Source organism: Halalkaliarchaeum desulfuricum, from assembly GCF_002952775.1.
Classification (GTDB): Archaea; Halobacteriota; Halobacteria; order Halobacteriales; family Haloferacaceae; genus Halalkaliarchaeum; species Halalkaliarchaeum desulfuricum.
In genome coordinates, this window is sequence record NZ_CP025066.1 from 3,189,068 (window position 1) to 3,212,643 (window position 23,576).

The 23,576-nt window shown below is 63.9% G+C and carries 27 protein-coding genes and 1 tRNA gene; 15 read left to right on the top strand and 13 right to left on the bottom strand.

The features are described from left to right. The first annotated feature begins 20 nt into the window (after window positions 1-20). Window positions 21-1,655: an ethylbenzene dehydrogenase-related protein gene (locus tag AArcSl_RS15890; RefSeq protein ID WP_245883299.1), complete on the top strand. Its 1,635-nt coding sequence runs from the start codon at window positions 21-23 to the stop codon at window positions 1,653-1,655. A 186-nt stretch (window positions 1,656-1,841) separates the two neighbouring features. After that, a complete protein-coding gene (gene hemA, locus AArcSl_RS15895) occupies window positions 1,842-3,215 on the top strand; it encodes a glutamyl-tRNA reductase (RefSeq protein WP_119821352.1) in 1,374 nt (457 codons plus the stop codon). A gap of 42 nt (window positions 3,216-3,257) precedes the next feature. Here hemA and AArcSl_RS16930 read toward each other — a convergent pair whose 3' ends face one another. Then, on the bottom strand, window positions 3,258-3,515 hold the full coding sequence (locus AArcSl_RS16930; RefSeq protein ID WP_161945993.1) for an MMPL family transporter: 258 nt from the start codon (window positions 3,513-3,515) through the stop codon (window positions 3,258-3,260). Between the two features lie 45 nt (window positions 3,516-3,560). On the opposite strand from AArcSl_RS16930, the gene AArcSl_RS16935 reads away from it, so the two are divergent. Both AArcSl_RS16935 and AArcSl_RS15905 read left to right on the top strand, forming a co-directional pair. Beyond that, the gene (locus AArcSl_RS16935) at window positions 3,561-3,785 is read left to right on the top strand and encodes a DUF4382 domain-containing protein (protein ID WP_161945995.1); all 225 of its coding nucleotides are present in this window, start codon (window positions 3,561-3,563) and stop codon (window positions 3,783-3,785) included. Window positions 3,786-4,630: 845 nt separating this feature from the next. Further along, the gene (locus tag AArcSl_RS15905; protein ID WP_119821356.1) at window positions 4,631-4,855 is read left to right on the top strand and encodes a hypothetical protein; all 225 of its coding nucleotides are present in this window, start codon (window positions 4,631-4,633) and stop codon (window positions 4,853-4,855) included. Window positions 4,856-4,948: 93 nt separating this feature from the next. Here AArcSl_RS15905 and AArcSl_RS15910 read toward each other — a convergent pair whose 3' ends face one another. The 3 genes from AArcSl_RS15910 to AArcSl_RS15920 all read right to left on the bottom strand — a co-directional run bounded on the left by AArcSl_RS15910 (window position 4,949) and on the right by AArcSl_RS15920 (window position 7,724). Next, window positions 4,949-6,403 (bottom strand): multicopper oxidase family protein, encoded by a 1,455-nt coding sequence (locus AArcSl_RS15910; protein ID WP_119821358.1) that lies wholly within the window; start codon window positions 6,401-6,403, stop codon window positions 4,949-4,951. 238 nt (window positions 6,404-6,641) lie between these two features. After that, window positions 6,642-7,295, bottom strand: coding sequence for a M48 family metalloprotease (locus AArcSl_RS15915; protein WP_119821360.1), 654 nt, complete (start codon window positions 7,293-7,295; stop codon window positions 6,642-6,644). A gap of 6 nt (window positions 7,296-7,301) precedes the next feature. Continuing rightward, on the bottom strand, window positions 7,302-7,724 hold the full coding sequence (locus AArcSl_RS15920) for an HIT family protein (protein ID WP_119821362.1): 423 nt from the start codon (window positions 7,722-7,724) through the stop codon (window positions 7,302-7,304). Window positions 7,725-7,819: 95 nt separating this feature from the next. Between AArcSl_RS15920 and AArcSl_RS15925 the strand changes: the two genes are divergently transcribed. Next, complete coding sequence (locus AArcSl_RS15925) at window positions 7,820-8,077, top strand: hypothetical protein (protein WP_119821364.1); 258 nt, start codon at window positions 7,820-7,822, stop codon at window positions 8,075-8,077. On the opposite strand, the gene prs is transcribed toward AArcSl_RS15925, so the two are convergent. After that, entirely contained in the window at window positions 8,031-8,894 is an 864-nt protein-coding gene (gene prs, locus AArcSl_RS15930) for a ribose-phosphate diphosphokinase (RefSeq protein ID WP_119821366.1), read from the bottom strand. The two genes, AArcSl_RS15925 and prs, sit on opposite strands and share 47 nt — an antisense overlap. A 138-nt stretch (window positions 8,895-9,032) precedes the next feature. Between prs and AArcSl_RS15935 the strand changes: the two genes are divergently transcribed. Further along, complete coding sequence (locus AArcSl_RS15935; RefSeq protein ID WP_119821368.1) at window positions 9,033-9,476, top strand: OsmC family protein; 444 nt, start codon at window positions 9,033-9,035, stop codon at window positions 9,474-9,476. Window positions 9,477-9,512: 36 nt separating this feature from the next. Here AArcSl_RS15935 and AArcSl_RS15940 read toward each other — a convergent pair whose 3' ends face one another. Next, a complete protein-coding gene (locus AArcSl_RS15940; protein WP_119821370.1) occupies window positions 9,513-9,692 on the bottom strand; it encodes a DUF7470 family protein in 180 nt (59 codons plus the stop codon). A 164-nt stretch (window positions 9,693-9,856) separates the two neighbouring features. Between AArcSl_RS15940 and eif1A the strand changes: the two genes are divergently transcribed. Beyond that, window positions 9,857-10,141 carry a translation initiation factor eIF-1A gene (eif1A, locus tag AArcSl_RS15945; protein ID WP_119821372.1) on the top strand — a complete coding sequence of 95 codons (285 nt, stop codon included), beginning with the start codon at window positions 9,857-9,859 and terminating at the stop codon, window positions 10,139-10,141. Next, window positions 10,141-11,232, top strand: coding sequence for a DNA primase large subunit PriL (locus AArcSl_RS15950; RefSeq protein WP_119821374.1), 1,092 nt, complete (start codon window positions 10,141-10,143; stop codon window positions 11,230-11,232). Before eif1A ends, AArcSl_RS15950 begins: the two co-directional genes overlap by 1 nt. 44 nt (window positions 11,233-11,276) lie before the next feature. On the opposite strand, the gene AArcSl_RS15955 is transcribed toward AArcSl_RS15950, so the two are convergent. Next, window positions 11,277-11,483 (bottom strand): DUF7472 family protein, encoded by a 207-nt coding sequence (locus AArcSl_RS15955; protein ID WP_119821376.1) that lies wholly within the window; start codon window positions 11,481-11,483, stop codon window positions 11,277-11,279. Window positions 11,484-11,640: 157 nt separating this feature from the next. Here AArcSl_RS15955 and AArcSl_RS15960 point away from each other — a divergent pair, with 157 nt between their 5' ends. From AArcSl_RS15960 to AArcSl_RS15975, 4 genes are all read left to right on the top strand, one after another. Next, window positions 11,641-12,345, top strand: coding sequence for an SWIM zinc finger family protein (locus AArcSl_RS15960; RefSeq protein WP_245883300.1), 705 nt, complete (start codon window positions 11,641-11,643; stop codon window positions 12,343-12,345). Window positions 12,346-12,444: 99 nt separating this feature from the next. Next, window positions 12,445-13,437: a hypothetical protein gene (locus tag AArcSl_RS15965; protein WP_119821378.1), complete on the top strand. Its 993-nt coding sequence runs from the start codon at window positions 12,445-12,447 to the stop codon at window positions 13,435-13,437. Between the two features lie 194 nt (window positions 13,438-13,631). Then, a complete protein-coding gene (locus tag AArcSl_RS15970; RefSeq protein ID WP_119821380.1) occupies window positions 13,632-14,390 on the top strand; it encodes a proteasome assembly chaperone family protein in 759 nt (252 codons plus the stop codon). A 12-nt stretch (window positions 14,391-14,402) separates the two neighbouring features. After that, window positions 14,403-14,849 carry a universal stress protein gene (locus AArcSl_RS15975; protein ID WP_119821382.1) on the top strand — a complete coding sequence of 149 codons (447 nt, stop codon included), beginning with the start codon at window positions 14,403-14,405 and terminating at the stop codon, window positions 14,847-14,849. Between the two features lie 610 nt (window positions 14,850-15,459). On the opposite strand, the gene AArcSl_RS15980 is transcribed toward AArcSl_RS15975, so the two are convergent. From AArcSl_RS15980 to AArcSl_RS15995, 4 genes are all read right to left on the bottom strand, one after another. After that, a tRNA-Gln gene (locus AArcSl_RS15980) sits at window positions 15,460-15,532 on the bottom strand. 68 nt (window positions 15,533-15,600) lie between these two features. Beyond that, window positions 15,601-16,029, bottom strand: a complete 429-nt coding sequence (locus tag AArcSl_RS15985; RefSeq protein WP_119821384.1) for a metal-dependent transcriptional regulator — start codon at window positions 16,027-16,029, stop codon at window positions 15,601-15,603. Further along, window positions 16,026-16,532, bottom strand: coding sequence for a ferritin family protein (locus AArcSl_RS15990; RefSeq protein WP_119821386.1), 507 nt, complete (start codon window positions 16,530-16,532; stop codon window positions 16,026-16,028). Before AArcSl_RS15990 ends, AArcSl_RS15985 begins: the two co-directional genes overlap by 4 nt. An 81-nt stretch (window positions 16,533-16,613) precedes the next feature. Further along, complete coding sequence (locus AArcSl_RS15995) at window positions 16,614-17,132, bottom strand: GNAT family N-acetyltransferase (RefSeq protein ID WP_119821388.1); 519 nt, start codon at window positions 17,130-17,132, stop codon at window positions 16,614-16,616. Window positions 17,133-17,297: 165 nt separating this feature from the next. Here AArcSl_RS15995 and AArcSl_RS16000 point away from each other — a divergent pair, with 165 nt between their 5' ends. The 3 genes from AArcSl_RS16000 (at window position 17,298) to AArcSl_RS16010 (ending at window position 20,536) form a co-directional block, all read left to right on the top strand. Then, the gene (locus AArcSl_RS16000; protein WP_119821390.1) at window positions 17,298-17,510 is read left to right on the top strand and encodes a PLDc N-terminal domain-containing protein; all 213 of its coding nucleotides are present in this window, start codon (window positions 17,298-17,300) and stop codon (window positions 17,508-17,510) included. 113 nt (window positions 17,511-17,623) lie between these two features. Continuing rightward, a complete protein-coding gene (locus AArcSl_RS16005; protein ID WP_119821392.1) occupies window positions 17,624-19,297 on the top strand; it encodes an Hvo_1808 family surface protein in 1,674 nt (557 codons plus the stop codon). Between the two features lie 78 nt (window positions 19,298-19,375). Next, entirely contained in the window at window positions 19,376-20,536 is a 1,161-nt protein-coding gene (locus AArcSl_RS16010) for a nicotinate phosphoribosyltransferase (RefSeq protein WP_119821394.1), read from the top strand. A gap of 21 nt (window positions 20,537-20,557) precedes the next feature. Here AArcSl_RS16010 and AArcSl_RS16015 read toward each other — a convergent pair whose 3' ends face one another. Both AArcSl_RS16015 and AArcSl_RS16020 read right to left on the bottom strand, forming a co-directional pair. Beyond that, on the bottom strand, window positions 20,558-22,441 hold the full coding sequence (locus AArcSl_RS16015; RefSeq protein WP_119821396.1) for an aldehyde ferredoxin oxidoreductase family protein: 1,884 nt from the start codon (window positions 22,439-22,441) through the stop codon (window positions 20,558-20,560). Window positions 22,442-22,530: 89 nt separating this feature from the next. Further along, complete coding sequence (locus tag AArcSl_RS16020; RefSeq protein ID WP_119821399.1) at window positions 22,531-23,520, bottom strand: A24 family peptidase; 990 nt, start codon at window positions 23,518-23,520, stop codon at window positions 22,531-22,533. Window positions 23,521-23,576: the final 56 nt, after the last annotated feature.

Consider the following 23,576-nt stretch of genomic DNA (forward strand, 5'->3'; position numbering starts at 1 on the left):
AGTCTTCAAAAATGTATTGTATGGCAAACGACCCTGCGACAGATCCAGACGAAATCCTCGACGACTCAGATGCCGAGGAGATCGAACAGGAACTCGACGGAAAGCTCACGCTTCCGAACGAAGTATCCAAAACCCATCGACGCCGCGTCCTCGCGGCACTCGGCGGTGCGGCGATCGCCGGGTTTGCGGGCTGTGTAGGCGAAGAGGATCCGGAACCCGAAGAGACGCCGACGCCGGAGCCGACGCCGACGCCGGACGAGGAGACGCCGACACCGACTCCTGAAGAGGAACCCGTATTTGAGCGGCCGGACTACACCCAAATCGACCACATGGCGGTCGACTGGGCTCCGAAGGACTGGGTAAAGGACCTTGACGTACAGGTCGCGTACAACGACGACGAGATCCGGTTCCGCTTCGAGTGGGACTGGGACGTCAAGAACGGCTGGTTCCACGACGTGTTCGTCTATGAGGACGGCGAGTGGGTCCGCTACGGCGAACCCAATCCGGGCGCACCCGATCCCGACTACGGATTCGGTGACAACTTCTCGGGGTTCACCGAGGACCGACTCTCGTTCCTCGTCGACGACGGCAGCGTGAAAGGGTTCGAACAGTTCGGCGGCTGGCTCACGGTCCACGAGGGGACCCGAACGCTTCCCGGCGCCGTGGAGGGTGACGAAGTCGAAGACCATCCCCACCACGGCGACGTGCTGGGCAACGACGACGTCCGCAAGTACATCCCACAGTCCCGTGAGGGCGAGTGGTGGGAGAACGACTGGGACGCCGTCAAGGACCAGGAGGAACTCGACGAGATGCTGGAGAACGGAGAGTTCCTCGACATGCCGATGATGCGAGCCCACCGTGGTGCCCCCGGCGGATACGGAACGGTTCATTGCATCCTCGATCACCGTCACGGCGCAATGGACGAACCATCCACCCGGATACGGAACAGCCAGGGCATCACCGACGACGGTCATCCGGAGTACATGTTCGATCCAGACGTCGTGGAGGGTGGAACGCTCGACCTGCAGGAGATCTATGACGGCGAGGTGCTGCAGACCGACACTCACGCATTGATCCAGGGCGAGAACATGGTCGAGTTCGATCCGGACGAGGCGGACGTCTCCGAGGGTGCGGTCATTCCACGGCGGTACAACCGCCCTGACGAAGTCGAGGGTCCGGGCGCGCTGTGGCGCGTCGACGCGACCTGGGAGAACGACACCTGGACCGTCGAAATGTGGCGCCCGCTGGAATCCGGCTACGCAGGCGAGCAGGACTTCGAACCGGGTGAAGTGTACGACTGGTCGCCAGCCGTCCACGGTGGGGGCGCACAGCGCTGGCACTGGGTCGGCTACCCGTACAAGCTCGGGCTCGGCGTCGATCCCGACCACCCACACACGGAAGAAGCAGAAATCGTCGCCGAAGAATTCGACGGTGACGAACCCGACTGGGGTGCCGTCGACACGTACACCGTCCCCCTGATGTACCCCGGTCAGACCGACTGGACGTGGCTCACTAGCGGGGAGCACCCCCGCGTCGACGAGGTGCGCAACGCCGACATCGCCATCTGGGAGTACCACAGCTTTGCCGCTGAGGATCCCGAGGACTTTGCCGCACGGATGATCGACCTGGAGGAAGCTGAAGCGCCCCGGAAATAACGGTCCGATAGGGCTGGCGTCCACTCTCCGGTTGTCCGGTCGAACGGATGGCGTTATCAGTCTGCGATACTGACTGAAATAGCCAAAACGGAAAGAATATAGGGGGAAGTGAGAAGCGATTCCGGACGGCTGCTCCACGCCTCATCACTCGACTCCACCGACCCACCAAACCGAAACACTATATCAATGTACGACGACGTCGCCGGACTCCGATTCACGCTCGAGGAAGACGGTTTCGACCGGTTCGAGATCGCCTGCAGTCACGAGGAGTCGTCGGTTCGGTCGTTCCTGCTCGGAAAGGCGGGAATCGAGGAAGCGCTCGTGTTGCGCACCTGCCAGCGATACGAGATTTATCTCCACGGTCCGGACGCAAAGGACGTTTTGAAAGGGCTCGGTCAGAAAATCGGCGTGGACGTTTCTCACGACTCCGATCGGTTGCTCGCGGGTGACGCCGTCGTCGAGCACCTCCTTCGGGTGGCCTGTGGACTCGAAAGCGGCGTCCTCGGGGAGGACGAGATCCTCGGCCAGTTGCGCGGGGCGTACAAGCGCGCGAGCGATGCCGACGCGCTCGGTGGCACACTGGATACGATCGCCTTGAAAGCGCTGCGAGTGGGCGAACGCGCCCGCACCGAAACCCGGATCAACGAGGGCCGGGTGTCGCTGGGCAGCGTCACCCTGGACCGCGCACGCGAAGAGCTTCCGAAACTGGATGCCGTCGACGAACTCAAAGCGGTGACTGTCCTCGTCGTGGGCGCCGGAGAGGTCGCAGAACTCGTCGTCAAGTCGCTCGCCCACCGGATCTCGGGGGACGACACCGAGACCGACTTGGAGAGCAACGTCAGTCTCACTGTCGCCAACCGCACGCTTTCGAACGCCGAAGAACTCGCCGAGGTGGCCGGCGGCGACGCCATCGAACTCGATGAACTTGCCGACGGTCACCTCTCTGAGGCGGATCTCGTCGTCACCGCCACGGGTTCCGATGACCGGGTGCTTTCGATCGCGGACCTGGTCGGCCACGAACTGATCGTGTTCGACCTGGCGAACCCACGCGACGTCGATCCGGGAGTGGACGACCTGGAGGACGTGGAACTGGTCACGATCGATGAAGTGCTGTCGGTTCGAAACGAGGAGCTTAAGCGCCGCGAAGCGTCGATCCCCGCAGTCGAGGGGATCATCGCCGAAGAGCGGGCCCGACTGGCAGAGCAGTTGCGAGCCGAGGAGGTCGACGACACGCTGTCACAGATCTACTCGCGGGCCCACGAACGCCGGGAGGCAGAGTTCGAACGGGCGCTCGATCGGCTCGACGCTGAAAGCGAACAGCTCACCGCCGAGCAAGAGGCGGCGATGCGTGACTTCTCGGAAGCACTCGTCAACAAGCTCCTTCACCCGAAGACGACGGCGTTGCGACAGGCAGCCGCCACCGACGACCGGAAGACCGTCGACGCCTGGCTGACGCTGTTCGATCGGACGGTCGACGAAATCGCCGTAGACGACGTTCGTGAGAACATGCAGTCTGACTCCGAGGAGTCGACGTCGGAAGCCGACGCCGAAACGCGATAGTTCGGCTTACGCTGGCTTCCCGTTCTCACCGATCACCAGTTCTCACCGATACCGAGAGTGCAAAACGAGCAGGCTCGGGAGCAGGAACACCGACGCGAGGAACGCGTACCCGACCACCAGGATCATCACGAGGCCGAACCGCTGGAGCGACGGGAGGAACGTGAAAAGCAACACGCCGAGCCCGGCGGCCGTAGTGACGGCGCTTACAAACAGCGTACCACCGGCGTCATGAACCGCCCGCGAGAATGCGTCGATCGGATCGACGGTATCACCGTGCGGTGATGACCGTTTCGCAGCCACTCCCTGTACCAGTTCCAGTTCCTGGACGAGTACGAATTCCTTCCGTTGGATATCGACGAAATCAACGTCACGCTCACCGATGGTGAATCCGCTGTCGTCGAGGTGCCGGGAGAGATCCCGCTGACCTTCAACGAGCCTATAGAAGGCATGGAAAATACCCGAACCACCTTCGTGGCTGACTTCACCCCAGTCCGGCGGGGACAGACCGACGAGTATCTGCTCCGGCCTGCCGCCCAGGGGATCACCGTAAGCTACGAAGACGACGAGTAGGATGTCTCCAACGGATTCCTCGGAGAATCAATCAACTGGTGAGAGTGAATCTATCGACAATCACGAGGGACCCACCACCTCCGCAGACGAATCAGAAAATCAAGAATCGTGTGTATGAGTCCATCGACGATATGTCCCGGAAAATTCAGAATACGATCAAGGAAATCAATCCTCCGTTAATGTTTAATTATTTAAATTCGGGAGTATAATCCGGAAAAAGAAATGACATTCCATAAACCATAATGCCCAGAAGAAATGATATTTAATCGCCGAGGTAGTGTGTTCCCTTGTGCTCGCCGCTGGTCTGTCGACCTGGCATCACTACCTCGGTATTTCCGATATATTGGAGGTCCCAAATCGACTCAAACGGTCAACTAATTCTTCAGAATCTACCAATGATACATTGAGGGACAAAGTGACCCATAATTGGGTTTTAATATCTCAGTTCTCCAATGATCTCTAAAAATAACGTAATAGATGCGGGACCTGCATCTTTCAGCGAGATTCTGACGAAGTGTTGATAAGATGGGCTTGATTCCCGGGGTGTGACTTAACTATAGTAGCCCAAGACCAATTTGCGCGATCCAAAATCCCCAATGATGTGTTCGCCCGCTCTACACATCATATCAACTAAAATATAACATCAGTAGTTACTATCTGAATTTACACCTCAGAACTGATTGCCGATAGTAATGTATTCAATCACGTATCTCTTCTACTATACCCACCTTCGCCGCGCCACAGCAGTGGCGACCAACGAAACCACGAGCCAGCGAGCCGTAATACGTCCAATCGTCGTTTGAGCCAACAAAACAATGATTTTTGAGGGATCCGTTCACCTGCCCATGAATCTCGGAAATACGCTCGTCGTGACGGGGCTGGCGATACTGTTCGTGGCCATCGTCTTCGAATATCTGTCGCTCGATCTCAGCGGGATGGCTATCGGCGCGACACTTGCCCTCCTCGGATTCGTCGTCCTCGGTGTTCGAGCCCTCCGTACGTCGTCGTCTCCGGACCGACAAACCTGCGACGACTGCGGGTCCGCCAACGACCCCGACGCGGTCGAGTGAGCTTACTGCGAGGCTGCGATATAAACGTCTTATAAGAGTCCGCGACGCGCTATCTCTTCAGCGCCCAAAACCGAGACTACTCGACCAATACCCTTACACGTATTCCACAATCCGCACCATTCCCGTCTCCATGTGGTAGAGGTGATGGCAGTGGAACAGCCACTTGCCCGAGTTGTCGGCGACGAAGTCGAACTCGACCTGGCCCATGTGTCCGGGAACCGTGATGGTGTCCTTGACGACGTCGCCGGCCTGGAAGTGGTGGCCGTGGAGGTGCATCGGGTGACGCATCGGGCTCCGGTTTCGCACCCGGACCCGGACGTGTTCGCCCTCCTGGATTCGGATCGGATCCGCGTCCGGGAACGCCTGACCGTTTATCGTCCACTCGCCGTCGTCGCCGGAACCGCCCATCATCCCCATCGCCCCGCCCGCCGAGAGTTCGAGGTCGATGGTGCGGTCGGGTGACCCTCCAACGCCCGGAGCCGGCGCCAGCGACCGGAGGTCGGCGTACTGGAGCCGGTGGCCGCCGATTGCACCCTCGTCGATGCCGTCAGTCGCGTCCTCGTATGCGAGGACCGCACGACCGGCGGGCGCGACCGAATCGACCGGCGCGATCCGGATCGGCCACCGACCGGGCGAGTCGCCCTCGACGACGATGTCGTAGCGTTCGCCCATCCCGATCTCGAGGGTGTCGACGGTCACGGGGTCGACTGCCGGTCCGTCGGCGTGAGTCACCGTCAGTCTGTGGTCGTCGATGCCGACGGCATACATCGTCGCCGCCGCCGCATTGATGAGCCGAAGCCTGACGCGTTCGCCCTCGGTGATTTCGAACTCCGCGGGATCGCTCGGGAGCGCGCCGTTGACGAGCGTTCCACTCGCCGGCGGAGCACCCGGGAACGAGCCCTCCATTCCACCCATACCCCCCATTCCGTCCATCCCGTCCGCGGTTTCGACCCGCGGCTCCTCGGGAAGGTATTCGTCGAGGATCAGCGTGTGCTCGGCGTCGTACTCCACGTGCGGGTTCCGTTCCTCGACCACGAGCGGGCCGAGCAGCTCTCGATCCAGTTGGAGTCCGACGTGACTGTGATACCAGTGGGTCCCGGCCGGTTCGGCGTCGAACTCGTAGACGAACTCATCACCAGGGGCGATCGCTTCCTGGGTGACGCCCGGGACGCCGTCCATCGCGTTGTCGCCGCGGACGGTCATGCCGTGCCAGTGGACAGTCGTCTCCTCGGGGAGGTCGTTTTCGACGACCACACGGACGCGTTCGCCCTCAACTGCCCGTATTTCGGGACCGGGATACGCACCGTTGTACGTCCAGCCGTCGTAGCTGTCGCCGCCGGCGATGTCGATTTCGTGTTCGCTTGCAGTCAGGCGGTACGTGCGGTCGGGATCGCCGTACTCCGGCTCCGGATACGCCGAAACGGTCCCGGCGTCACCGTCGCTGCGAAGCGCAACGCCGACGGCACCCAGTCCCGCCACGCCCGCCGCCCCCGCGCCGATCTGGAGCGCCCGGCGTCGACCGATCGGCGAGCCAGCCTCACGGCTCACAGCCGATCGTGGATCGCGAGATCCGTGTTCGATTGTTCGTGTTCGTTCATATTTTCAATAAGGGACGAATACGGAAAAGGGTTGTTACTAAAGTGTGAATATAGTACAATACTATATCTGCCTTTCGAGGGGAAAATCCCGGTTCTTTTTATAATCTTTATAATTAAAGGGACCATCTCGGCGAAGATAGTACATACAGTGATGCCCTATTAAGACACGTTCGTCAGGCACCGGCGCTTCACGACTGCCCACCCCGGAGCCTGGCGATGCGATCCCCCAGCGGCGGTTGGATCTCGAACAGCGTCCGCCAGGAGCCGGTTTTCGGTTCGACGCCGCGGACGTCCGCGACGGCTTGGAACGCGTCGGCGACCAGCTCGGCGCCGACCTGCCGGGCGGCGATTGCGTCGGCCCGGTACTGGATCCGGCGTCCCGCCGCGAAGGCGACGAGCGCACCGACGCCGATGAGGAGAAACCCGACGTCGAAGGAAAGAAAGCCCGCGAACGTCAAAACGAGCAGCGTGATCACGACCGTCACGGCGACAGCGCGGAACTCGGCGTAATACGTCACAGTCCGGCCGCCCTCGGCAGCGAGCAATCCGATCAACACCTCGTCGTCGAGCGACTCCAGCGCGTAATCGGTGACGAGCAACACCCGATAGCCCGGGATTCCGACGGCCTTGACGTCGACTGACGCCTCGCCGACCGTCTCGACGACGTACGTCCGATCGGGGGACAGCGACGTCGTCTCACAGTAGTGCTCCAGTCGTGACTGCTCTGTGTCGGTCGGTTCCCGTGTGCGACGCAGTCGGACGTTGACGTACAGCGGTCCGAGCGTCGTCGCCAGCAGGAACGCGAGCGCGACGAAGACGACGTAGCCGAGCGAGCCGAACATCCCGGCTCAGTCGTCCCGAATCGACGCCGCGATGTCGTCCAGTTCCTCGTCGGCGAGGTCGGGAGGGCTGCCGGCAACGCCGTGGATCGGGCCGCCGCCGTCGCCCTCGAACCGGGGGACGATGTGGACGTGAACGTGGGGGATCTCCTGGCCTGCTGCGGGACCGTCGTTGATCCCGATTGTGATGGCGTCGGCGTCGACGGCCGCTTCGATCCGGGGAGTGAGCTCGTGGACGGCGGCAAACAGGTCCGCCGAAAGCGACGCCGGGAGATCGCGAACGCGCTCGTACCCCTCCTTCGGGATGACGAGCGTGTGCCCAGGCGCGAGAGGATTCGCATCGAGGAACGCGAGGGTCGTGTCGGTCTCGTGGACGGTACGGGCCGGGATCTCGCCGGCGACGATCTTGTCGAAGATGGTTTCCTCGCTCATGGTCGTTCAGTCTCCCGGAACGGGCTTGAAACTTCTGTCGCCGGACGGGGGCCGAAAAGCGAAAGACGTACAGTCGACTCTCGTCTACCGGCGTCATGGACGAAACGATCACAACACACCTCGCGGAAATAGTCGAACTCGTTCTAGTGACGATCGGTGCCGGCGTCATCTCCGCGGTGGGGATTTACCTCGAATCGCTCGCCGTTGGAGCGATTTCGGCCGGTCAGTTCGAGGTCGCCGTCTGGCTGTTCGCGGCCGGGGTGGTTGCGCTGTACTTCGGCGTGTACGCGCTCGGCCTCTCGCAGGTCATTCCCCGAGTTCGACGGCTTCGGCGATCGCTGGCGCGACCGTAACCGACGAAATCGACCGCTCGAGCGTGTCCGTTCCGTAGACGCCATCGATCCCGGATCCGGAGAGTTTTATAAAGGCATTGCCGACGAGCAGTGGGTGGACGCACGCGACGAACACCCGGGCGGCCCCCCGCTCTAAGAGCACATCGACGGCGTCGCTCATCGTCGATCCGGTGGCGATGATGTCGTCGGCGACGACGACGTCCCGGTCGGCGATCTGCGCGTCGCTCGGGGTGATCTCCACGTCGCCGGTGTCGCGGTCCCTGGTTTTCTCGAAGTAGTCAGTCTCCCCGCGGCCGTAGCCGTCTCGGACGCTGTCGATCAGCTCGACGGCGCCCTCGTCCGGGGCAAGAAACAGCGGTTCATCGAACTCGTCCGGCAGCGGTTCGGCCAGCCTGTCGGCCGCGTCAATCGACTCGCAGGGGACGTCGAAGAACTCCGTAATCCCGGATTCGTGGGGGTTGACGACCCCGACCCGGTCTGTTCCCGTCGAGACCGCCCTGGCCATCGCCCGGGCGGACACGGGTTGGCCGTGTTTGAACGCCCTGTCCTGTCTGGTGTATCCCATGTACGGCAGGACCGTCGTCACCGACTCCGCGCCGGCCTCCCGAACGGCGTCCTGGAGCTGGAGGAGTTCGACGTAGGCGTCGTTGCTGGGGGTCGCGGCGACGACGACTGCGTGGTCGGCCTCGAACGCTGGAACGCTTGCGAGCGTCTCGCCGTCCGGAAATCTGTCGTACGTGGGCGTCGCGAGCGGGAGTCCAGTCTCCGCCGCGAGCGCCGCCGAAAGCGCCTGTGACCTGGAGCCGGGAACGATCATATCGGGCCTATCTCCCCGGGGCGATAAACCGGTTTCCAAAGTCCCGCGGAGCGTCGCTCGGCGGACAGCGCCTCATACTGAGTCAACCGGCGGCAGACACCAGAGGATATATGCGGTCGCAAGCTGTAATGTGCGTTGATGACAACAGAGGACAATTCCGACGTGGAACTGTCGACGAAGACGGTTACTGGAACCCGGATCAGTCCCAAGCGAATGACGATCGACACCGGCGAATCGACGTTCACGATCGGGACCGACGGGAGCCCGCTGCATCACCTGCTGGGCGCCTATGCGGCCTGTGTCAACTCGACGGGAAGCCAGGTGGCACGCGACTGGGACATCGAGATCGAGAGCCTCGAGGTGTCCGTTGAAGCGAGCTACGATTCCCGAGTCTACCTGGGCGAGGACGTCGACGCCCGGGCCGGCTTTCAGGGCTTCGACGTGACGATCGACGTCGAGGCCGACGCCGACCGGGAGACCCTCGAGGAGTGGCTTGCCGAGATCGAACGGCGCTGTCCCGTGAGCGAGAACATCGAAAACGAAACCGAGATCGCGGTGACGCTGTCGGTCGATTCGGCCTAGCTGGGGCCGACGCAGTCGAGCCGAGTTCCGTCGAGTTCACTTCATACCGAAGAGCCGCATCACGCTGTCTGCAATCCCTTTGGCGACCAGCGCGAACCCCGCGACGAGTATCATCACGGCGGCGCCGACGATCGGGTCGTGCCAGGTCAACAGCACGATCGAGAGGACGATCAAAACGACCCCGAGGAGTCCTTCAATTCCGAGCGTATCGAGCATACGCCGGGATGCAACCGGCGGACTGGTAACGGTTCCGATGTCGACGCAACCGCGAACGTAGTCCGGTTTCGACGCAACCGCGGACGCTGCGTCGGCCAGGTCGACAGGCCAGTCGAACCGAAGCCCATGCCATTTAATTGTTCGGGCACCAACCATCAGCCAACATGGGCGAAAACGAGGGGCGACGCGACCTCCGGATGCCGGACGACGACGAGGTGTTCGCGGAGGTCACCAACATGCTCGGAGCGAATCGCGTGAGAGTACGCTGTGCCGACGGGGTCGAGCGGACGGCACGCATCCCGGGCCGGATGCAAAAGCGGATCTGGATCCGGGAGGGCGACATTGTCCTCGTCGAGCCGTGGGACTGGCAGGACGAAAAGGCGGACGTGACCTGGCGATACGAGAAGTCCGAGGCCGACCAGCTCCGCGAGGAAGGCCACATTCGGTGATGAACCCGCTGGACGCACGGTATCCGTTCTTCGAGTCGGCCCGGACAGCCGTCGAAACGGCCGAGATCTCCCTTCCGGAACTGGTTTCCCGTGGCGCGCCCGCCGTCGAGCGAGGACGCGAGCGCGTCCAGCGAGCCCTGCTCGAAGGAACCGTCCGCCCGGAGACCGACGACGTCGATCCGGAAACGGAACTGCTTTCGTATCCGATCGCACGGATCCTGGTGTCGCTTCTGGACTCCACTGCCGCGATCGACAAGTACGCCGCAGCCGAGGCGTCGACCGCGATCGAACGGATCCGCGAGGACGTCGCGCGGGAAGACGACCTCCGGTCGACCCAGACGACGAATCTGGATCTCGACGACGTGCTGGCGGAGTTCGACCTTGCAGACGACGTACAGCCCGACGATCGGTCCCACCAGGGACACGGCGAACAGTGGTATCGGATCGACGTCGGCGCGTACCTGTCGCTGTCGTCGTCCAGCTGGGGTCGCGAGTGGCGACTCGTCGCGCGCGAACTCGACGAGGGCGAGGTAAGAATTACCGGGGCGGATCTGTTCGAACTGCTGGAGACGGCGATCCGCGACCGGATCGCCGCGGGGCTTCCGTTCGACCTCCCACGGGAAGAAGGACTCGGGGCAGAACTCGAACCCCAGGTGACGGATCTTCGGGGCCTGTTGTCCGACCGGACGCGGGTCCACGACATCGACGTCGTCGCACCGGAACTGTTCCCGCCGTGTCTGCGAAACCTGATCGACAAGGCCGAGCGGGGAACGGAACTGTCTTCCGTCGAGGGGTTCTCGCTGATGGCGTTCCTGGCCGGGATCGGGATGTCCGCAGACGAGATCGTCGCCTTCTGTGCCGACACCTCCCTGGAGGTCGAGACGCTCCGCTACCAGTTGGAGTATCTCCGCGACGAATCGGGATCGCAGTATCCGCCGCCGTCCTGCGAGACGCTGTCGGCGTACGGGATCTGTCACAACGAGGACGACCACTGGAAGGTGGCCTCCCATCCGCTCGCGTACTACGAAACGCGGGTCGAAGAGGTCGACTCGGACGCGATCACGGACTGGCGGGCGACGACGAACGCGTGACACGTGGAATCCGGGAGCCCTCTGACGGACGCCTCCCGAGTCGCTCACTTGGTGCGATCGAGGTAAAAGCCGACCGCGGCCATCAGGAAGACGAACGCCACGAGCAGGCCGACGATAGCCATCGCGCCGGCTTCCGGCAGCGAGTCGCCGCCGTCGTAAAAGATCCCGACCCCGACCAGCGCAGCGAGAAACACGGCGACAGCGGAGATCGAAACGATCGTCTTCCGACGCACCTCCTCGTCGATTTCCATACCCAGCGGTATCCCCGCACTTCACAAAAGGCCGTCGAATGTCCGCAGACGGGAATCGGCCGCAGAACACGACCAACGCGGCGCTTTCGGCCCGAACGTTCACGTTTGGCGGGTGCGTAGTTCCAGCCGAAGTCGGGGTGAGTCCCCGGGAGAAACGATGACGACACCCGAAACGGCGGAGTCGACCGAGACACCCGAAACGCCCGAAACAGGGGAAACTGTTTCCGAAACAGCCACGCGTACGTCCGGCGTTTCGGGACGCACTCACCGGGCGTTGACCGAGGAGATGACGGTTCGGCCGCTCCGGGACGGCCGGTACGTGGTCGAAACGGACGGGGGGACGTACGTCGTGGACATCGACGACGCGTCCTGTACCTGCCCGGATCACGCCATCCGCAGGGAGTACTGCAAACACCTCCGGCGCGTCGCCTTCGAGATCGCCGCCGAATCCGTCCCCGCCCCCGAAGAACGGCTGGGCGCCTGTGCGGTCTGCGGTCGGGAGCTGTTCGTCCCTCGCTGCGAGTCGGGATCGTATCTGTGTGAGGAACACCGACCCGCAGTCGGCGAGGTCGTCCGCGACCGGGAAACCGGCTCGTTGCTGGTCGTCGTCGCGGTCACGACCGACCGGGCGGACGCCGTCGAGACCGACGAGGGGCGGATCGTGGCCGAGTATCCGACGAACACCGGCTACGGGGACCACGAGCCGGTCGTCCGCGCGGTGTACGCCTCGGGGCTCGCCCCGGATCGCGACGTCGGAGATCTGAAGCCGTACAGCTTCCCTGCCTCCCGGATCGTTCGGCTGGAGAGATCACACCGAGGGCCGGTGGTTTCGGTGCCGGAAAATCCCAAATCTCACTGTTGAACACGGGGTTTCGGACAGTTAATTCGGGTTAACTCGGCGGTAAACCGCACTGACGGTCGTCCCGATTAATGTAGGGAGGGGTATATTACTGAAGCGAGCATGAATTCGAAAACGCTGCTTTCCCTCGCACTCGCCTTCGTCGTGATCGCCGGCGGCGCGTCGGCGGCCGTCGCAGGCACAGATGGCGGCCTCCAGGTGGACGTCGCCCAGAACGACGCCACCGCAGAGGTCACCGTCGAGGTAACGCACAACAACACGTCGGTCGAGAACGCACAGGTGAACGTCACCGTCGATGACGAGGACGCAACCTACGCCGACGCTGGCGACTACCAAACTAACGAAGACGGAATCGTCGAACTGTCGGCACCTGACGAAGAGGTGAACGTCACCGTGACGGTTGACTACGAGAACGAAACCACGTCGGTTTCGACGACCCTCGAGGCCGCGCCTGGATTCCAGGTGAACGTCGACCAGGACCCCGGTGAGGACGCCATCGTGACCGTCACCGACAACGGGACCGCCGTCGAGAACGCCACGGTGAACGTCACCCTCGTCGACGAGGACGAGAACGTCACCTACGACGGTGTGGGCGAATACGAAACCGACGAGGACGGTACCGTCGTGCTGCCGGCACCCTACGAGACGGTGGAAGTCGAGGTCACGGCCACGCACGAGGATCGCACTGCCTCGACGATTGTGACGCTCGAGGCCTACGAGGGCGATCCGTCTCTGCCGTTCGGTCAGCAGCTCCAGGGATACATGGATACAATCGAGGATGACGAGCACCCGTTCGGCCACCACGTGGCGAACTGGGTGACGAAGAACAACCCGGGTAACGCTCCCGCTCACGCTGGCCCGCCGGCTCAGGCCGGTCCCCCGGACCACGCTGGACCCGGTGCTGACGGCGACGCCAAAAACGAATCCGACGGCCAGGGTCCCCCGGAACACGCTGGACCCGGTGCTGACGGCGACGCCAAGAACGAATCCAACGGTCAGGGTCCCCCGGACCACGCTGGCCCTGGTGATAAGAGCGAAGCCAAAAACGGAACTGACGACGTGCGCGGTCCGCCGGCTCACGCCGGTCCCCCCTGACCACGCGGGCGGACCACACGCCGAGGATGATGCTGACGAAGACGACGAGGAGAACGATGACGACGAAGACGACACAGAAGACGAGTAGATAACTAAAAAGCGAGCGGAAGCTCCGACCCTGTTTTTCTCGTTCGATGACAATTATCGGCGGTGATTAAGCCTCGCTGTGCGAACCGTCTCCCTGTGAGGAAACTATGACAGGGGACGACTCAACGGCGCACTACGATCGGACGAAGGAACTGGCCACCGACTCGCCGACACTCATCGAGGGGCTGCCCGGACTGGGACTGGTCGCGTCGATCGCGGTCGATCAGATCACGAAACAGCTCGAACTCGAACAGCACGGAACCATCAGGTCGGACGAGTTCCCGCCGGTCGCGTCGTTCAACGACGGCCGTGTCCGTGACACAGTGCGGGTGTACGCCGGGAAAGATCCGGACGTGATGACGCTGCAAAGCGACGTGCCGATCCCGCCGAACGCCGTCGAATGCTTGAGCAAGTGTGTGTTGACCGATCTGGCCGAAGACTTCGAGAAGGCGGTGTTTCTCGCGGGCGCTCCCGCCGAGACGGAAACGGAAATCGGAGAGATCGTGGGCGTCGCGACGACCGACGAGTTGGAGACGGATCTCGTGGACGCGGGGATCCCGCTGGCCGAGGGGGCCGGCGTGATCGGCGGCATAACGGGTGGACTGTTGGCTTCCTGCTATCACAACGACATCCCGGCGTCCGTGCTCGTCGTCCGGTCGCACCCGTACATCCCGGACCCGGGGGCCGCCCGTGAGGTGGTCGAGAACGCCCTCGAACCGCTCGTCGACTTCGACATCGACACCCAGGAACTGCTCGAGCAGGCCGAGGAAATCCAGCGGCAGAAACAGCAGATCGCACAGCAACTCCAGCAGTATCAACAACAGCAGCAGGAACAGCAGCCACAGACGTCGGGAATGTTTCAGTAGCGGAAAACCACTATGACCGATAATATTCTCGTCCCGATGGACGGCTCGCCGCTGTCGGTCGAGGCGCTGCGGCACGCGCTGACGACGTTTCCGGACGCGTCGATCACCGTGTTGCACGTCGTCGACCTGTTCGAACCGGGCTACGGCACCGCGCCCGAATTCGAGAGTTCCTACGAGCCGTTGATGGGGACCGACGAGTGGTACGAACGGGCCGACGAGGTCACCGAACAGCTGTTTAGGGAGGTTGATTCGGTTGCTGCGGATTACGATCGCGAGGTCGAGACGACCTCGGAGATCGGCGACCCGAAACGGATCATCGTCGACTACACGGAGGAAGAAGACGTCGATCACGTCGTCCTCGGGGCGCATGGACGAACCGAAAAAGAACGGTCGCTGTTCGGGAGCGTCACCGAGGTGGTGGCGAGGCGGGTCAGCGTTCCCGTGACGCTCATCCGGTGAGGCGGGCCAGAGGGGCGAATACTCGTCTCACCGGGTCGATCCTTTCGAGTGGATTTATCTGGTCGGGACGGATGATGTCCGAAACTACAGGTGGAAGTTCACCACCCAACTCGAACTGCTCGAACTGCTCGAAGAGGCCGTTGACGATGTCGTCTCTCTTTTTCGGGGGCGACCACGGTCCAACGTCTCATCGCCGTTACTCCGTGCTGTCGGCGAAGGGGCAGTCCAACTGACCGATGGACGAGCAGTCCGCTGCGATCCTCGTCGAGTTCTGGATCCCATAATATCCCTATATTTGAGCCACAACCGACAACCTGCGGGAGGCTGTACACTCGATTTCCCCTCTGGACCGAGGGGTGGTCGTCGGGTACCGGCATGCTCGATACGACCTCCGCTGTCGTTCCCTGGCAGTGGCACTCCCATTTTTGTGAGCCGGGATCTCGAGGCAGTCGGCACGATCACGACCGGGATGAATTAGGGGTGGATTTTAAGTAGTCCCGGGCGGATTCGACCCTCACTCGCTCCCGTTCGCTCGCTTCGCTCGCTCACCTCCCGCTCCCTGGTTCGAATCCGCGTGAAAACGAATAGCGCTCGCTTCGCTCGCGCAATATAGTCCCGGGCGGATTCGAACCGCCGTCAACGGCTCCAAAGGCCGCTATGATTGGCCACTACACCACGGGACTGCACTCGGGTATTACCGCTTGGGATACCAAACAGTTGCGGTTCGGATCAACGACGGTCCGGCCACTTTTCAATCCGCGATCTCGCCGGCGTCGAGACACGAACACGCGTCGGTCTCGGGATCGAAACAGTCCGGACACTCGGGATTGCGATCGATGATGGTGTCGATCCGTTCGGCGACTGTCTCGTCGATCACCGACTCCATCTCTCGGGCCTCGAACTGGAACTCCTCGACGCCGAGGACGTTCGCCAGGAACCGCTCGATGATGCAGTACGTCTGCAGGGCGTCCCGGGCGCGGCCGATGCCCTCGTCGGTGAGGTGCACGCCCTTGTACTTCTCGTGTTCCGCGAACCCGCGCTCTTCGAGTTTGCCGATCATCTCGTTCGCGCTGGCGGGGCTCACCGACAGCCGTTCGGCGATCTCCCCCGTCGAGGCGGGTCCGTCCGCCCCTGATTGAATGAGATAGATCGCCTTGAGATACTGGTCTGCCGTGTTCATGCCTCCAGACTCCCCCCGCTTCCGGATCGCTCCATCAGTTCTGTCACTTCCTCGACGCCCTCGGCCTCCTCCGCCTGGATCTCCCGCAGCGTCTCGAGCAGCGTCTCCCGATCCACTGAAAAGTGCGCGTCGCTGTCCTCGATGGCTGCGATGAGATCGTCGTAGAACTTGTAGGCGGTCTCCTCGTTGCACAGTTGGTCGTACAGGACGCCGTCGAAGTCCTCCGGTTTCGTCTTTCCGTACTGCGCTTCCACCAGCGATTCGACCTCCTCGAACGGAACGCTCTCGACGCCGAGCTGCTCGACGAGTTCCTCGAGGCGATCCCGGTGTTCGGCCGACTCTTCGGCGGCGTCCTCCAGGAGAGCTTCCACCTCCTCGTCAAGTTCGGCGTCGAGGCTTCGGTAGTGGTGGTACGCCCGGGCCTCGACGACCTCCTCCAGCACGATCCCCAACTGGAGCAGGCGTGCGAGCTGACGGTCGGAGCTGACCGCTCCGACGCTCATGGTCTCCCCCCACTGGACGACGTTTTCATGCCCGCAACTCCGAGCGTCGAGAACTTACGGCTTTCCCTGTTTCTCGGGAGGCTACAGCGTTCGGGTGTATATCACAGTCGGATATTCGGTGTCGCCGATCTCGTGGGTGGTGGCGCCGGTCCGTTCGAATCTCCGTGATTTATAAAAGCCTCGGGCCTGCTCGTTGTCCGCCAGCACTTCGAGTCGCACTGCCTGCACCCAATTCGGCAGCCGCGACAGTCCCTCCACGAGAAGCATCGTCCCGATGCCGTCTCCCCAGTCGTCCGGGTGAACGTAGATCGCTCGCAGGCCGGCCTCCTCCGGTCCGACGAACGCCTTTATCGACTCGTCATCCCACCGAAAGTCCGCGAATCCGCGAACCGATCCCCCCTCGACGGCGACCAGCACGACACCCTCTTCGGGGAGCCCCTGGAACAGCCGGTCGACGTCATCTTCGGAGGGGTTCGGATGCTGATAGCTCTCCAGGACCTCCTCGGGTAGCAGATCCGCGTACGCTTCCCGCCAGGACAGGGCGTTGACCCGGAGCAGGCCTCTCGCATCGTCCCGGCCCGAGAGGGATCGGACGATCATGGACTCTCTGACCTCGGCTCGACAGCGAATTCCTCCGCGATCGTAATTAAGCGTTCGGGGGTGATCGCCGCCATCCCCTCTTCAACTCTTCCTCACCCCTGATATACCGTTGAACGGTCTCAGCGAGGCAGAAAAGATTTTACAGTGCAACCCAACCAGGGACGTATGCCCTCCAGCATACTGTTACAGTCAGGCGCAGCCGGAGCAATGGTGTTTTTCCTCCTGATACTCGCCGTGACGATCGCGATTATCTGGTGGACCTACACCGACGCCCAGAAGAACAGTACCCACCCGGCGTTCCTCTGGGCGATCGTGGTGTTCCTCGCCCCGATTTTGGGGCTGGTACTGTACCTCATTCTGGGTCGCGACCGGCTGTGACGCCTCGTCGCCGACCAGGGGACGAACCGAATCCCGACCAGGGGACGAACCGACTCCCGACGATTGGGTCGGTCCTGCAGAAACGTAATAGGGCTGCAGTTCGACGATATCCTATGGGACGGGTTCTCACCCTCGCGGTGGCCCTGCTGATGGTGACGGCGATGTTCGCACCCGTAGCTGCCGCCGCCCCTCCAGGGACTGTCGACGATGTCGCGACAGCATCGTCGACGAACGATCACGTGGAGGCGTCGGGTGCGCCCGTGTCGACCTTCGATACCGATGACGCCGACAACGAAACCGACGAAGACGAGTTCGGCGACGAACCGATCGGGAAGGTCAACGGCTACTGGTACAACGACTCCATCGACATCGATCAGGCCGACGGCCTCACCGACGAGGAGCTCGAGGCGTACGTCTACCGCAAGATGGCCCGGGTCGAGCAGATCCGCGACCAGAAGTTCCGCGCTGACGTTCCCGTCGACGTGATGACCCGCGAAGAGTTCCGCGAGATGCGGGAGGACCGCGAGAGCGACGAGGAGTTCAACCGCTGGAACGACCAGGTGTGGAAGGGCCTGTTCATCGTGGGCGAAGACGAGTCTTCCGAAGAGGAGATTGACACCGTCTTCTCCGGTGCAGTCGCCGGTTTCTATTCCCCTGCGGAGGATCGGGTCGTCATCGTGACTGACGACGGTGACAACCCGGTGATCGACAACTCCACGCTGCTTCACGAACTCGGCCACGCGATGCAGGATCAGTACCACAACCTCTCCGATCCGACGTACCGCGGCGCCACCCAGGACGCCGATCTCGCGATCGACGGCATCGTCGAGGGTGAAGTCGTCTACATGGAACACGTCTACGAAGAGCGCTGTGAGTCCGGCGAATGGGAGTGTGTCGAGACGCCCCCCACTGACAGAACTGACGACGACGGACCGGATCCGAACCTGGGGATCTTCCTGACGGTGTTCCAGCCGTATTCGGACGGGCCTGGATACGCTGCCGACATCGTCGAGGAGGACGGCTGGGAGGGAATCACCGAACGCATGGAGGAGCCGCCGAAGTCGACGACCCAGGTGATCCACCGCACCGACCGCGAACCGACCCCGATCGACTACGAACACACCGCAGAAAGTGGGTGGGAACACTACCCCGACCAGGGTGTCGAGGGGGCCGACACGGTCGGTGAGGCGTCGATCTACGCGATGTTCTGGTATCAGGCGCGGTTTTACGAGGCCGACACGATCGACTGGCGGGAGTTCACGCAGGCCGACCACCCCCACGAGACGTACAACTACGTCTCGGAGCCCTCCTCCGGATGGGCGAACGACGAACTGTACCCGTACAGGCGCGGCGACGACCAGGACGGCTACGTCTGGGTGACCGAGTGGGAGACCGCAACCGACGCCCAGCAGTTCAGTGACGCCTACGGCGCGATGCTCGAGGCCCACGACGTCCGGACCGACGACGGTTACCACGTGGTCGACGACGGGCCGTTCCGCGGGGCGTACCTCGTCTCGACCGAGGACACCCGAGTGACGATCGTCCACGGACCCACGACCGGTGCCGTCTCGGACATCAGACCCGATCTCGCAGCGGAGATCCGCGATGACGCGACGACCGAGCCGGACGACCCGGGCGAGATCGAGACACCGACCGAGCCCGACGCCCCCGACGCCCCCGACGATGACGGGTCGATCGACCTCGAGACGCCCGGGTTCGGCGCCGGAATCGCCGTCGCCGCCCTGCTCGCGACGATCGCGCTGCTGCGTGTCGGCCGGCGCCGGTAGCCCGGGAGGAACAGCCGCCGCGGCCCGGCCGTGACCCGCGGCCGGATGGTTTTTTGTTCCCGCCGGAAAAGTCCAGGCATGGATTTCGACATCGTCTCCCCGTCCGCGATCCACGAGGGACGGGCGACGGACGCGTACTTCGAACGAACGGCGGCCGCACTCGACCACGCCGGGCGGAACCCGACCGTCACCGCCGAAGTCACCGCCGACCAGTTTCCCTCGGGCGAGTTCGAGCTGTTCGCCGGCCTGAAGGACGCGACGGCGCTTCTGGAGGGACGCGACGTCGACGTCGATGCGATCCCCGAGGGACGGCTGTTCGACGGCGGGCCCGTCCTGCGGATCGAGGGTCCGTACCTGGAGTTCGCGGAGCTGGAGACGTCGCTTCTGGGCTTTCTCTCCCACGCCTCCGGCGTCGCGACCGCCGCGCTGGACTGCCGCGTCGCCGCCCCCGACACGACGGTGCTCTCCTTTGGCGCCCGCCACGTTCACCCCTCGATCGCGGCGATGATCGAGCGGTCGGCGCTGGTTGGCGGACTCGACGGCATCTCCCACGTCGCCGCCGGGGAGGTGATCGGCCGGGAGGCAAGCGGAACGATGCCACACGCGCTGGTGATTTGTTTCGGGGAGGGCAACCAGGAGGACGCCTGGCGGGCGTTCGACGAGGCGGTGCCGGAGTCGGTTCCCCGGATCGCCCTGTGTGACACCTACACCGACGAGGTCGACGAGAGTCTCCGCGCCGTGGAGGCGCTGGGCGACCGACTGGCCGGCGTTCGCCTCGACACCACCGGCTCGCGACGGGGAGACTTCAAACACATCGTCCGGGAGGTGCAGTGGGAGCTTTCCGCCCGCGGTCACGAGGACATCGAGATGTTCCTCAGCGGCGGGCTCGGCCCGGACGCCCTCCGGGGGCTTCGGGATGTCGCCGACGGGTTCGGCGTCGGCGGGTACGTGTCGAACGCGGATCCGGTCGACTTCGCACTCGACATCGTCGAAGTGGAGGGCGAGCCCGCGGCCAAACGGGGGAAACTCTCCGGAGCGAAACAGGCCTACAGGACCGACGACGGCGGCCACCACGTCGGACTCGCGTCGCGGGACGCCCCCGTTGACGCGGAACCGCTCCTCGAACCGGTGATCAGGGACGGAGACGTCGTCGCCGACGAGGAACTGTTCGATCTCGATGCCGCCGCACAGCGGGCCCGGTCGGACGCACGGAGCGTCGGCTACGGTGACCAGGAGTAGCAGTATCGAGGAGAGGAGTACTCACTCCACCGTCCGTCCGAGTCGCTCGGCTGCGCCGAAATGTTCGGGGTCGACCGGCGGATCCGTCCACGGGTCGTCCAGCGGCGTCGCCTCGTCGACGACGTCGAGGAGATCCAGTCGCTCCAGGCAGGCGCGAGTGGGACGGCCGTTCTTACCCCACTCCCGCATCGCGTAGTACGCCTCGAGCATCCGGTCGAACTCCCCGGGGTCGATCGACTCTCCGGCGGCGGGACCGTCGTCGATGGGCGAGGTGAGCACAGTCGGGAGTTCGTCGTCCTCCCGGTCGAACCCCTCCCGGACGTTGAACAGCCGAACGAGCGTCCAGACCCGTTCGCCGATCCCGGCGAGTTCCGCGGGCGTGTACTCCAGGCCGATCGCCTCGAGCCACTCGGCGCCGAGGTCGCCCCACATCGTCTCGCCGGCGAAGTCGTCGGCCACCAGGCTCCACAGCACGGACCGGACGTCCTGTGCCACTGCGACCGCACGGGCGCGGTCGGCCGTCCCCCACCGGTCGGCGGCGAACACTTCCGTTTCGATCGGACGGGCCCGGCGGTGACAGCCGCCCCGGTCGCTCGTGGCGTACGCGAGCGCCATCCCGGCTGCGCCCCGCGGATCGTAGGAGGGCAGCTCCATCGACTTCACGGTCGGGATGAGGTCGTCGCCGCCATACGCCTCCGCAGCTGTATCGACGCCATCACCCAGGAGCGCGGGGAGTTCGGGCGGCCAGGGCGGCGACGCTTCCTCGGAGCGCCCCGGCGCGTCTTCGGTCCCGTAAGCGATCGCTTCGATCAGCCGGCGGATCCCCTCCTCGTCGCCGAACACGAGGTCGACGTCAACGAGCCCCTTCTCGCCGGCACGGACCGCCCACGCGACGGCGTTTCCCGCGGAGATCACGTCGACGCCGAGCCGGTCACAGACACCCCCCAGGGCCGCGACGGCGTCGAACTCGTCGATCCCGAGGCCGGCCCCCAGCGTCATCGGCGTCGCCCCTCGGGGGACCGTCTCGCCCTCCTCGGTATCGATCCGGAACCCGCCGGGGACGGCGTCGTCGGGTCGTTCCCTGCCGGTCGATCGCTCGCGTGCCCGTTCGATCCCGATCTCGTCGGCACCGTCGAACCGGCTTCGTTTCCACCCCTCGGTGGGCAGCACGCCGACCTCATTCGCGAAGTCGATGCTCTCGAGGGTTTCGCCTGCGGCCTGCCAGCGGCCGACGTCGTGGTCCTCGTAGGCATCGGCGTACTTCTCGTGGAGCGTCTCGACGCTCGGCGGGAGCTCCGGCGGCCCATCGCGGGCGACGATCGCCTTCAGTCGCTTTGCGCCCATCACCGCCCCCGCGCCGCCGCGGCCGGCGTGGTGCTCGCCGCCGTCGGAGGCGATCGTCGCGTACTCGACGCCCGATTCGCCGGCCGGGCCGACGCACGCAACCGCCGCGTCGGGGAACGCCGCGGCGGTCGTTGCCGCGTCCGCGCCCCAGGTCTCCGCCGGCGAAACCGTCGCCTCCCCGCCGGAGAGTTCGATCCGGACCGGCTCGTCGGCGGTGCCGACGACGATCAACCCGAGGGCGTCATCGAGCGATCCCGAAAGCCGTGCTGCGAACTCGCCGCCGCTGTAGGAGTCGAGAAACGCGCCGGTGAGCGGAGATTTCGTCACGGCCGCATACCGCGATTCGCCCGGGAGATATCCCGACAGCGGACCGACGAAGAAGCCGAGGAGGTTCTCACAACCCCACGGATCCACACCCGCGGAAAGCTCCTCGTAGAGGTAGCGCGCGCCGAGCCCTTTGCCGCCGAGAAAGTCGCGTCGCCAGCGTTCCGGGACTGTCTCCCGTCGTACCGTTCCGGTCGTGAGATCGACCCGCAAAACTGCGTCCCGGGTGGAGGTCATTCACCTGAAAGTGGTCGATTACGCGGGTTAAACCTGTCGGGAAGCGAAAGAACTCGGTTCTCTGGATCCAACGCGTACCGGCAGCCAAATCAGACCAGTCCGAGGAGACGCATCGCCGCGAAGAGCAGGTCGCCGTAGACGACGGCGACGACGAGGCCGACGAACATCGGGACGACGAACGGGAGTCCGGGCGAGACCCACACCCGGTCGCGTTCGATCAGCGTCTCGATCCCTTCCCGAAGCGATTCGGGCGTGGTTCCGTACGCCGGGCCGACCTCCTCGCGGAACCGCTGTGCCGCCCAGTCGTCGCCCGCCTCCGCGCCGGCGGAACGTCCGCCGTCAGTGACGGCCGGTCCGTCCGTCGACCGGGCGGAGACCGCGCCGTCGGTCGGGTCGTACGTCTCCCCGACGCTTTCCGGCTCCCGAAGCTCTTCGGGTCGGTCGACGAGTTCCTCGAAGGAGAGGCCGCGCCAGCGGAGATACATTCGAAGCGCATCGAGGTCCAGACCCCCCCTCGTGTAGCCGCTCCGGGTCTCGAACAGTCGGCCGTGGCGCGTGATCACCGACTCAACGGGAACCGGCCGGGCGAGAAACATCACCGGGGAGATCCGTCCCGACAGAAGGTTTCCGAGCGCAAGCGCGATCGGATACGCCAGTCCGACCAGCACGGTGTTGGTGAGGATGGTGAGCGAGAAGACCCCGACGTTCGACATCACGACCGGGAGCGTCGGGAGCCACGCCACCGGGAGCCAGTAGGCCGGATACGTCGGATACACCACCGCAAGCGAGATCAGCGCCTTCGCGTCGGCACCGCCGAAACCGCCGATCCGCCAGAACAGATAGCCCAGCGGCGCGACGAAAAACAGGCTGATCGCGACCTGCACGAGGAACAGTCGATCGTTGACGCCCGCAAGCGGAAGCCGGGTCCACGACTCCCACGCGAGCGCGAGCAACCCCAGCGCGATCAGCGGCGGCCACAGCCGGTTCGGAAGGCGGCGGGTCCGGACGTCCCGGTAGGCCGCCCACGCGAACACGGGGACGACGACCAGTCGAAGCAGATCCGGCCCGGAGGCGATCATGTCGGTGAGCGTGTCTGCACGCCCCGTCTGTTAAAAACAGTCGGTTTGACCGTCCC

What these genes read in the sequence shown, in the direction of transcription:
- AArcSl_RS16020 (WP_119821399.1), bottom strand. Translation starts at nt 23,520, where the DNA reads ATGATCGCCTCCGGGCCGGATCTGCTTCGACTGGTCGTCGTCCCCGTG.
- eif1A (WP_119821372.1), top strand. Translation starts at nt 9,857, where the DNA reads ATGGGCGAAAACGAGGGGCGACGCGACCTCCGGATGCCGGACGACGAC.
- AArcSl_RS16015 (WP_119821396.1), bottom strand. Translation starts at nt 22,441, where the DNA reads ATGACCTCCACCCGGGACGCAGTTTTGCGGGTCGATCTCACGACCGGA.
- AArcSl_RS15995 (WP_119821388.1), bottom strand. Translation starts at nt 17,132, where the DNA reads ATGATCGTCCGATCCCTCTCGGGCCGGGACGATGCGAGAGGCCTGCTC.
- AArcSl_RS15935 (WP_119821368.1), top strand. Translation starts at nt 9,033, where the DNA reads ATGACAACAGAGGACAATTCCGACGTGGAACTGTCGACGAAGACGGTT.
- AArcSl_RS15960 (WP_245883300.1), top strand. Translation starts at nt 11,641, where the DNA reads ATGACGACACCCGAAACGGCGGAGTCGACCGAGACACCCGAAACGCCC.
- AArcSl_RS15950 (WP_119821374.1), top strand. Translation starts at nt 10,141, where the DNA reads ATGAACCCGCTGGACGCACGGTATCCGTTCTTCGAGTCGGCCCGGACA.
- AArcSl_RS15975 (WP_119821382.1), top strand. Translation starts at nt 14,403, where the DNA reads ATGACCGATAATATTCTCGTCCCGATGGACGGCTCGCCGCTGTCGGTC.
- AArcSl_RS15965 (WP_119821378.1), top strand. Translation starts at nt 12,445, where the DNA reads ATGAATTCGAAAACGCTGCTTTCCCTCGCACTCGCCTTCGTCGTGATC.
- AArcSl_RS15940 (WP_119821370.1), bottom strand. Translation starts at nt 9,692, where the DNA reads ATGCTCGATACGCTCGGAATTGAAGGACTCCTCGGGGTCGTTTTGATC.
- AArcSl_RS15955 (WP_119821376.1), bottom strand. Translation starts at nt 11,483, where the DNA reads ATGGAAATCGACGAGGAGGTGCGTCGGAAGACGATCGTTTCGATCTCC.
- AArcSl_RS16005 (WP_119821392.1), top strand. Translation starts at nt 17,624, where the DNA reads ATGGGACGGGTTCTCACCCTCGCGGTGGCCCTGCTGATGGTGACGGCG.
- AArcSl_RS15920 (WP_119821362.1), bottom strand. Translation starts at nt 7,724, where the DNA reads ATGAGCGAGGAAACCATCTTCGACAAGATCGTCGCCGGCGAGATCCCG.
- AArcSl_RS15985 (WP_119821384.1), bottom strand. Translation starts at nt 16,029, where the DNA reads ATGAACACGGCAGACCAGTATCTCAAGGCGATCTATCTCATTCAATCA.
- AArcSl_RS15970 (WP_119821380.1), top strand. Translation starts at nt 13,632, where the DNA reads ATGACAGGGGACGACTCAACGGCGCACTACGATCGGACGAAGGAACTG.
- prs (WP_119821366.1), bottom strand. Translation starts at nt 8,894, where the DNA reads ATGATCGTTCCCGGCTCCAGGTCACAGGCGCTTTCGGCGGCGCTCGCG.
- AArcSl_RS16000 (WP_119821390.1), top strand. Translation starts at nt 17,298, where the DNA reads ATGCCCTCCAGCATACTGTTACAGTCAGGCGCAGCCGGAGCAATGGTG.
- AArcSl_RS15905 (WP_119821356.1), top strand. Translation starts at nt 4,631, where the DNA reads ATGAATCTCGGAAATACGCTCGTCGTGACGGGGCTGGCGATACTGTTC.
- AArcSl_RS15890 (WP_245883299.1), top strand. Translation starts at nt 21, where the DNA reads ATGGCAAACGACCCTGCGACAGATCCAGACGAAATCCTCGACGACTCA.
- AArcSl_RS16010 (WP_119821394.1), top strand. Translation starts at nt 19,376, where the DNA reads ATGGATTTCGACATCGTCTCCCCGTCCGCGATCCACGAGGGACGGGCG.
- AArcSl_RS15990 (WP_119821386.1), bottom strand. Translation starts at nt 16,532, where the DNA reads ATGAGCGTCGGAGCGGTCAGCTCCGACCGTCAGCTCGCACGCCTGCTC.
- AArcSl_RS15925 (WP_119821364.1), top strand. Translation starts at nt 7,820, where the DNA reads ATGGACGAAACGATCACAACACACCTCGCGGAAATAGTCGAACTCGTT.
- AArcSl_RS15915 (WP_119821360.1), bottom strand. Translation starts at nt 7,295, where the DNA reads ATGTTCGGCTCGCTCGGCTACGTCGTCTTCGTCGCGCTCGCGTTCCTG.
- hemA (WP_119821352.1), top strand. Translation starts at nt 1,842, where the DNA reads ATGTACGACGACGTCGCCGGACTCCGATTCACGCTCGAGGAAGACGGT.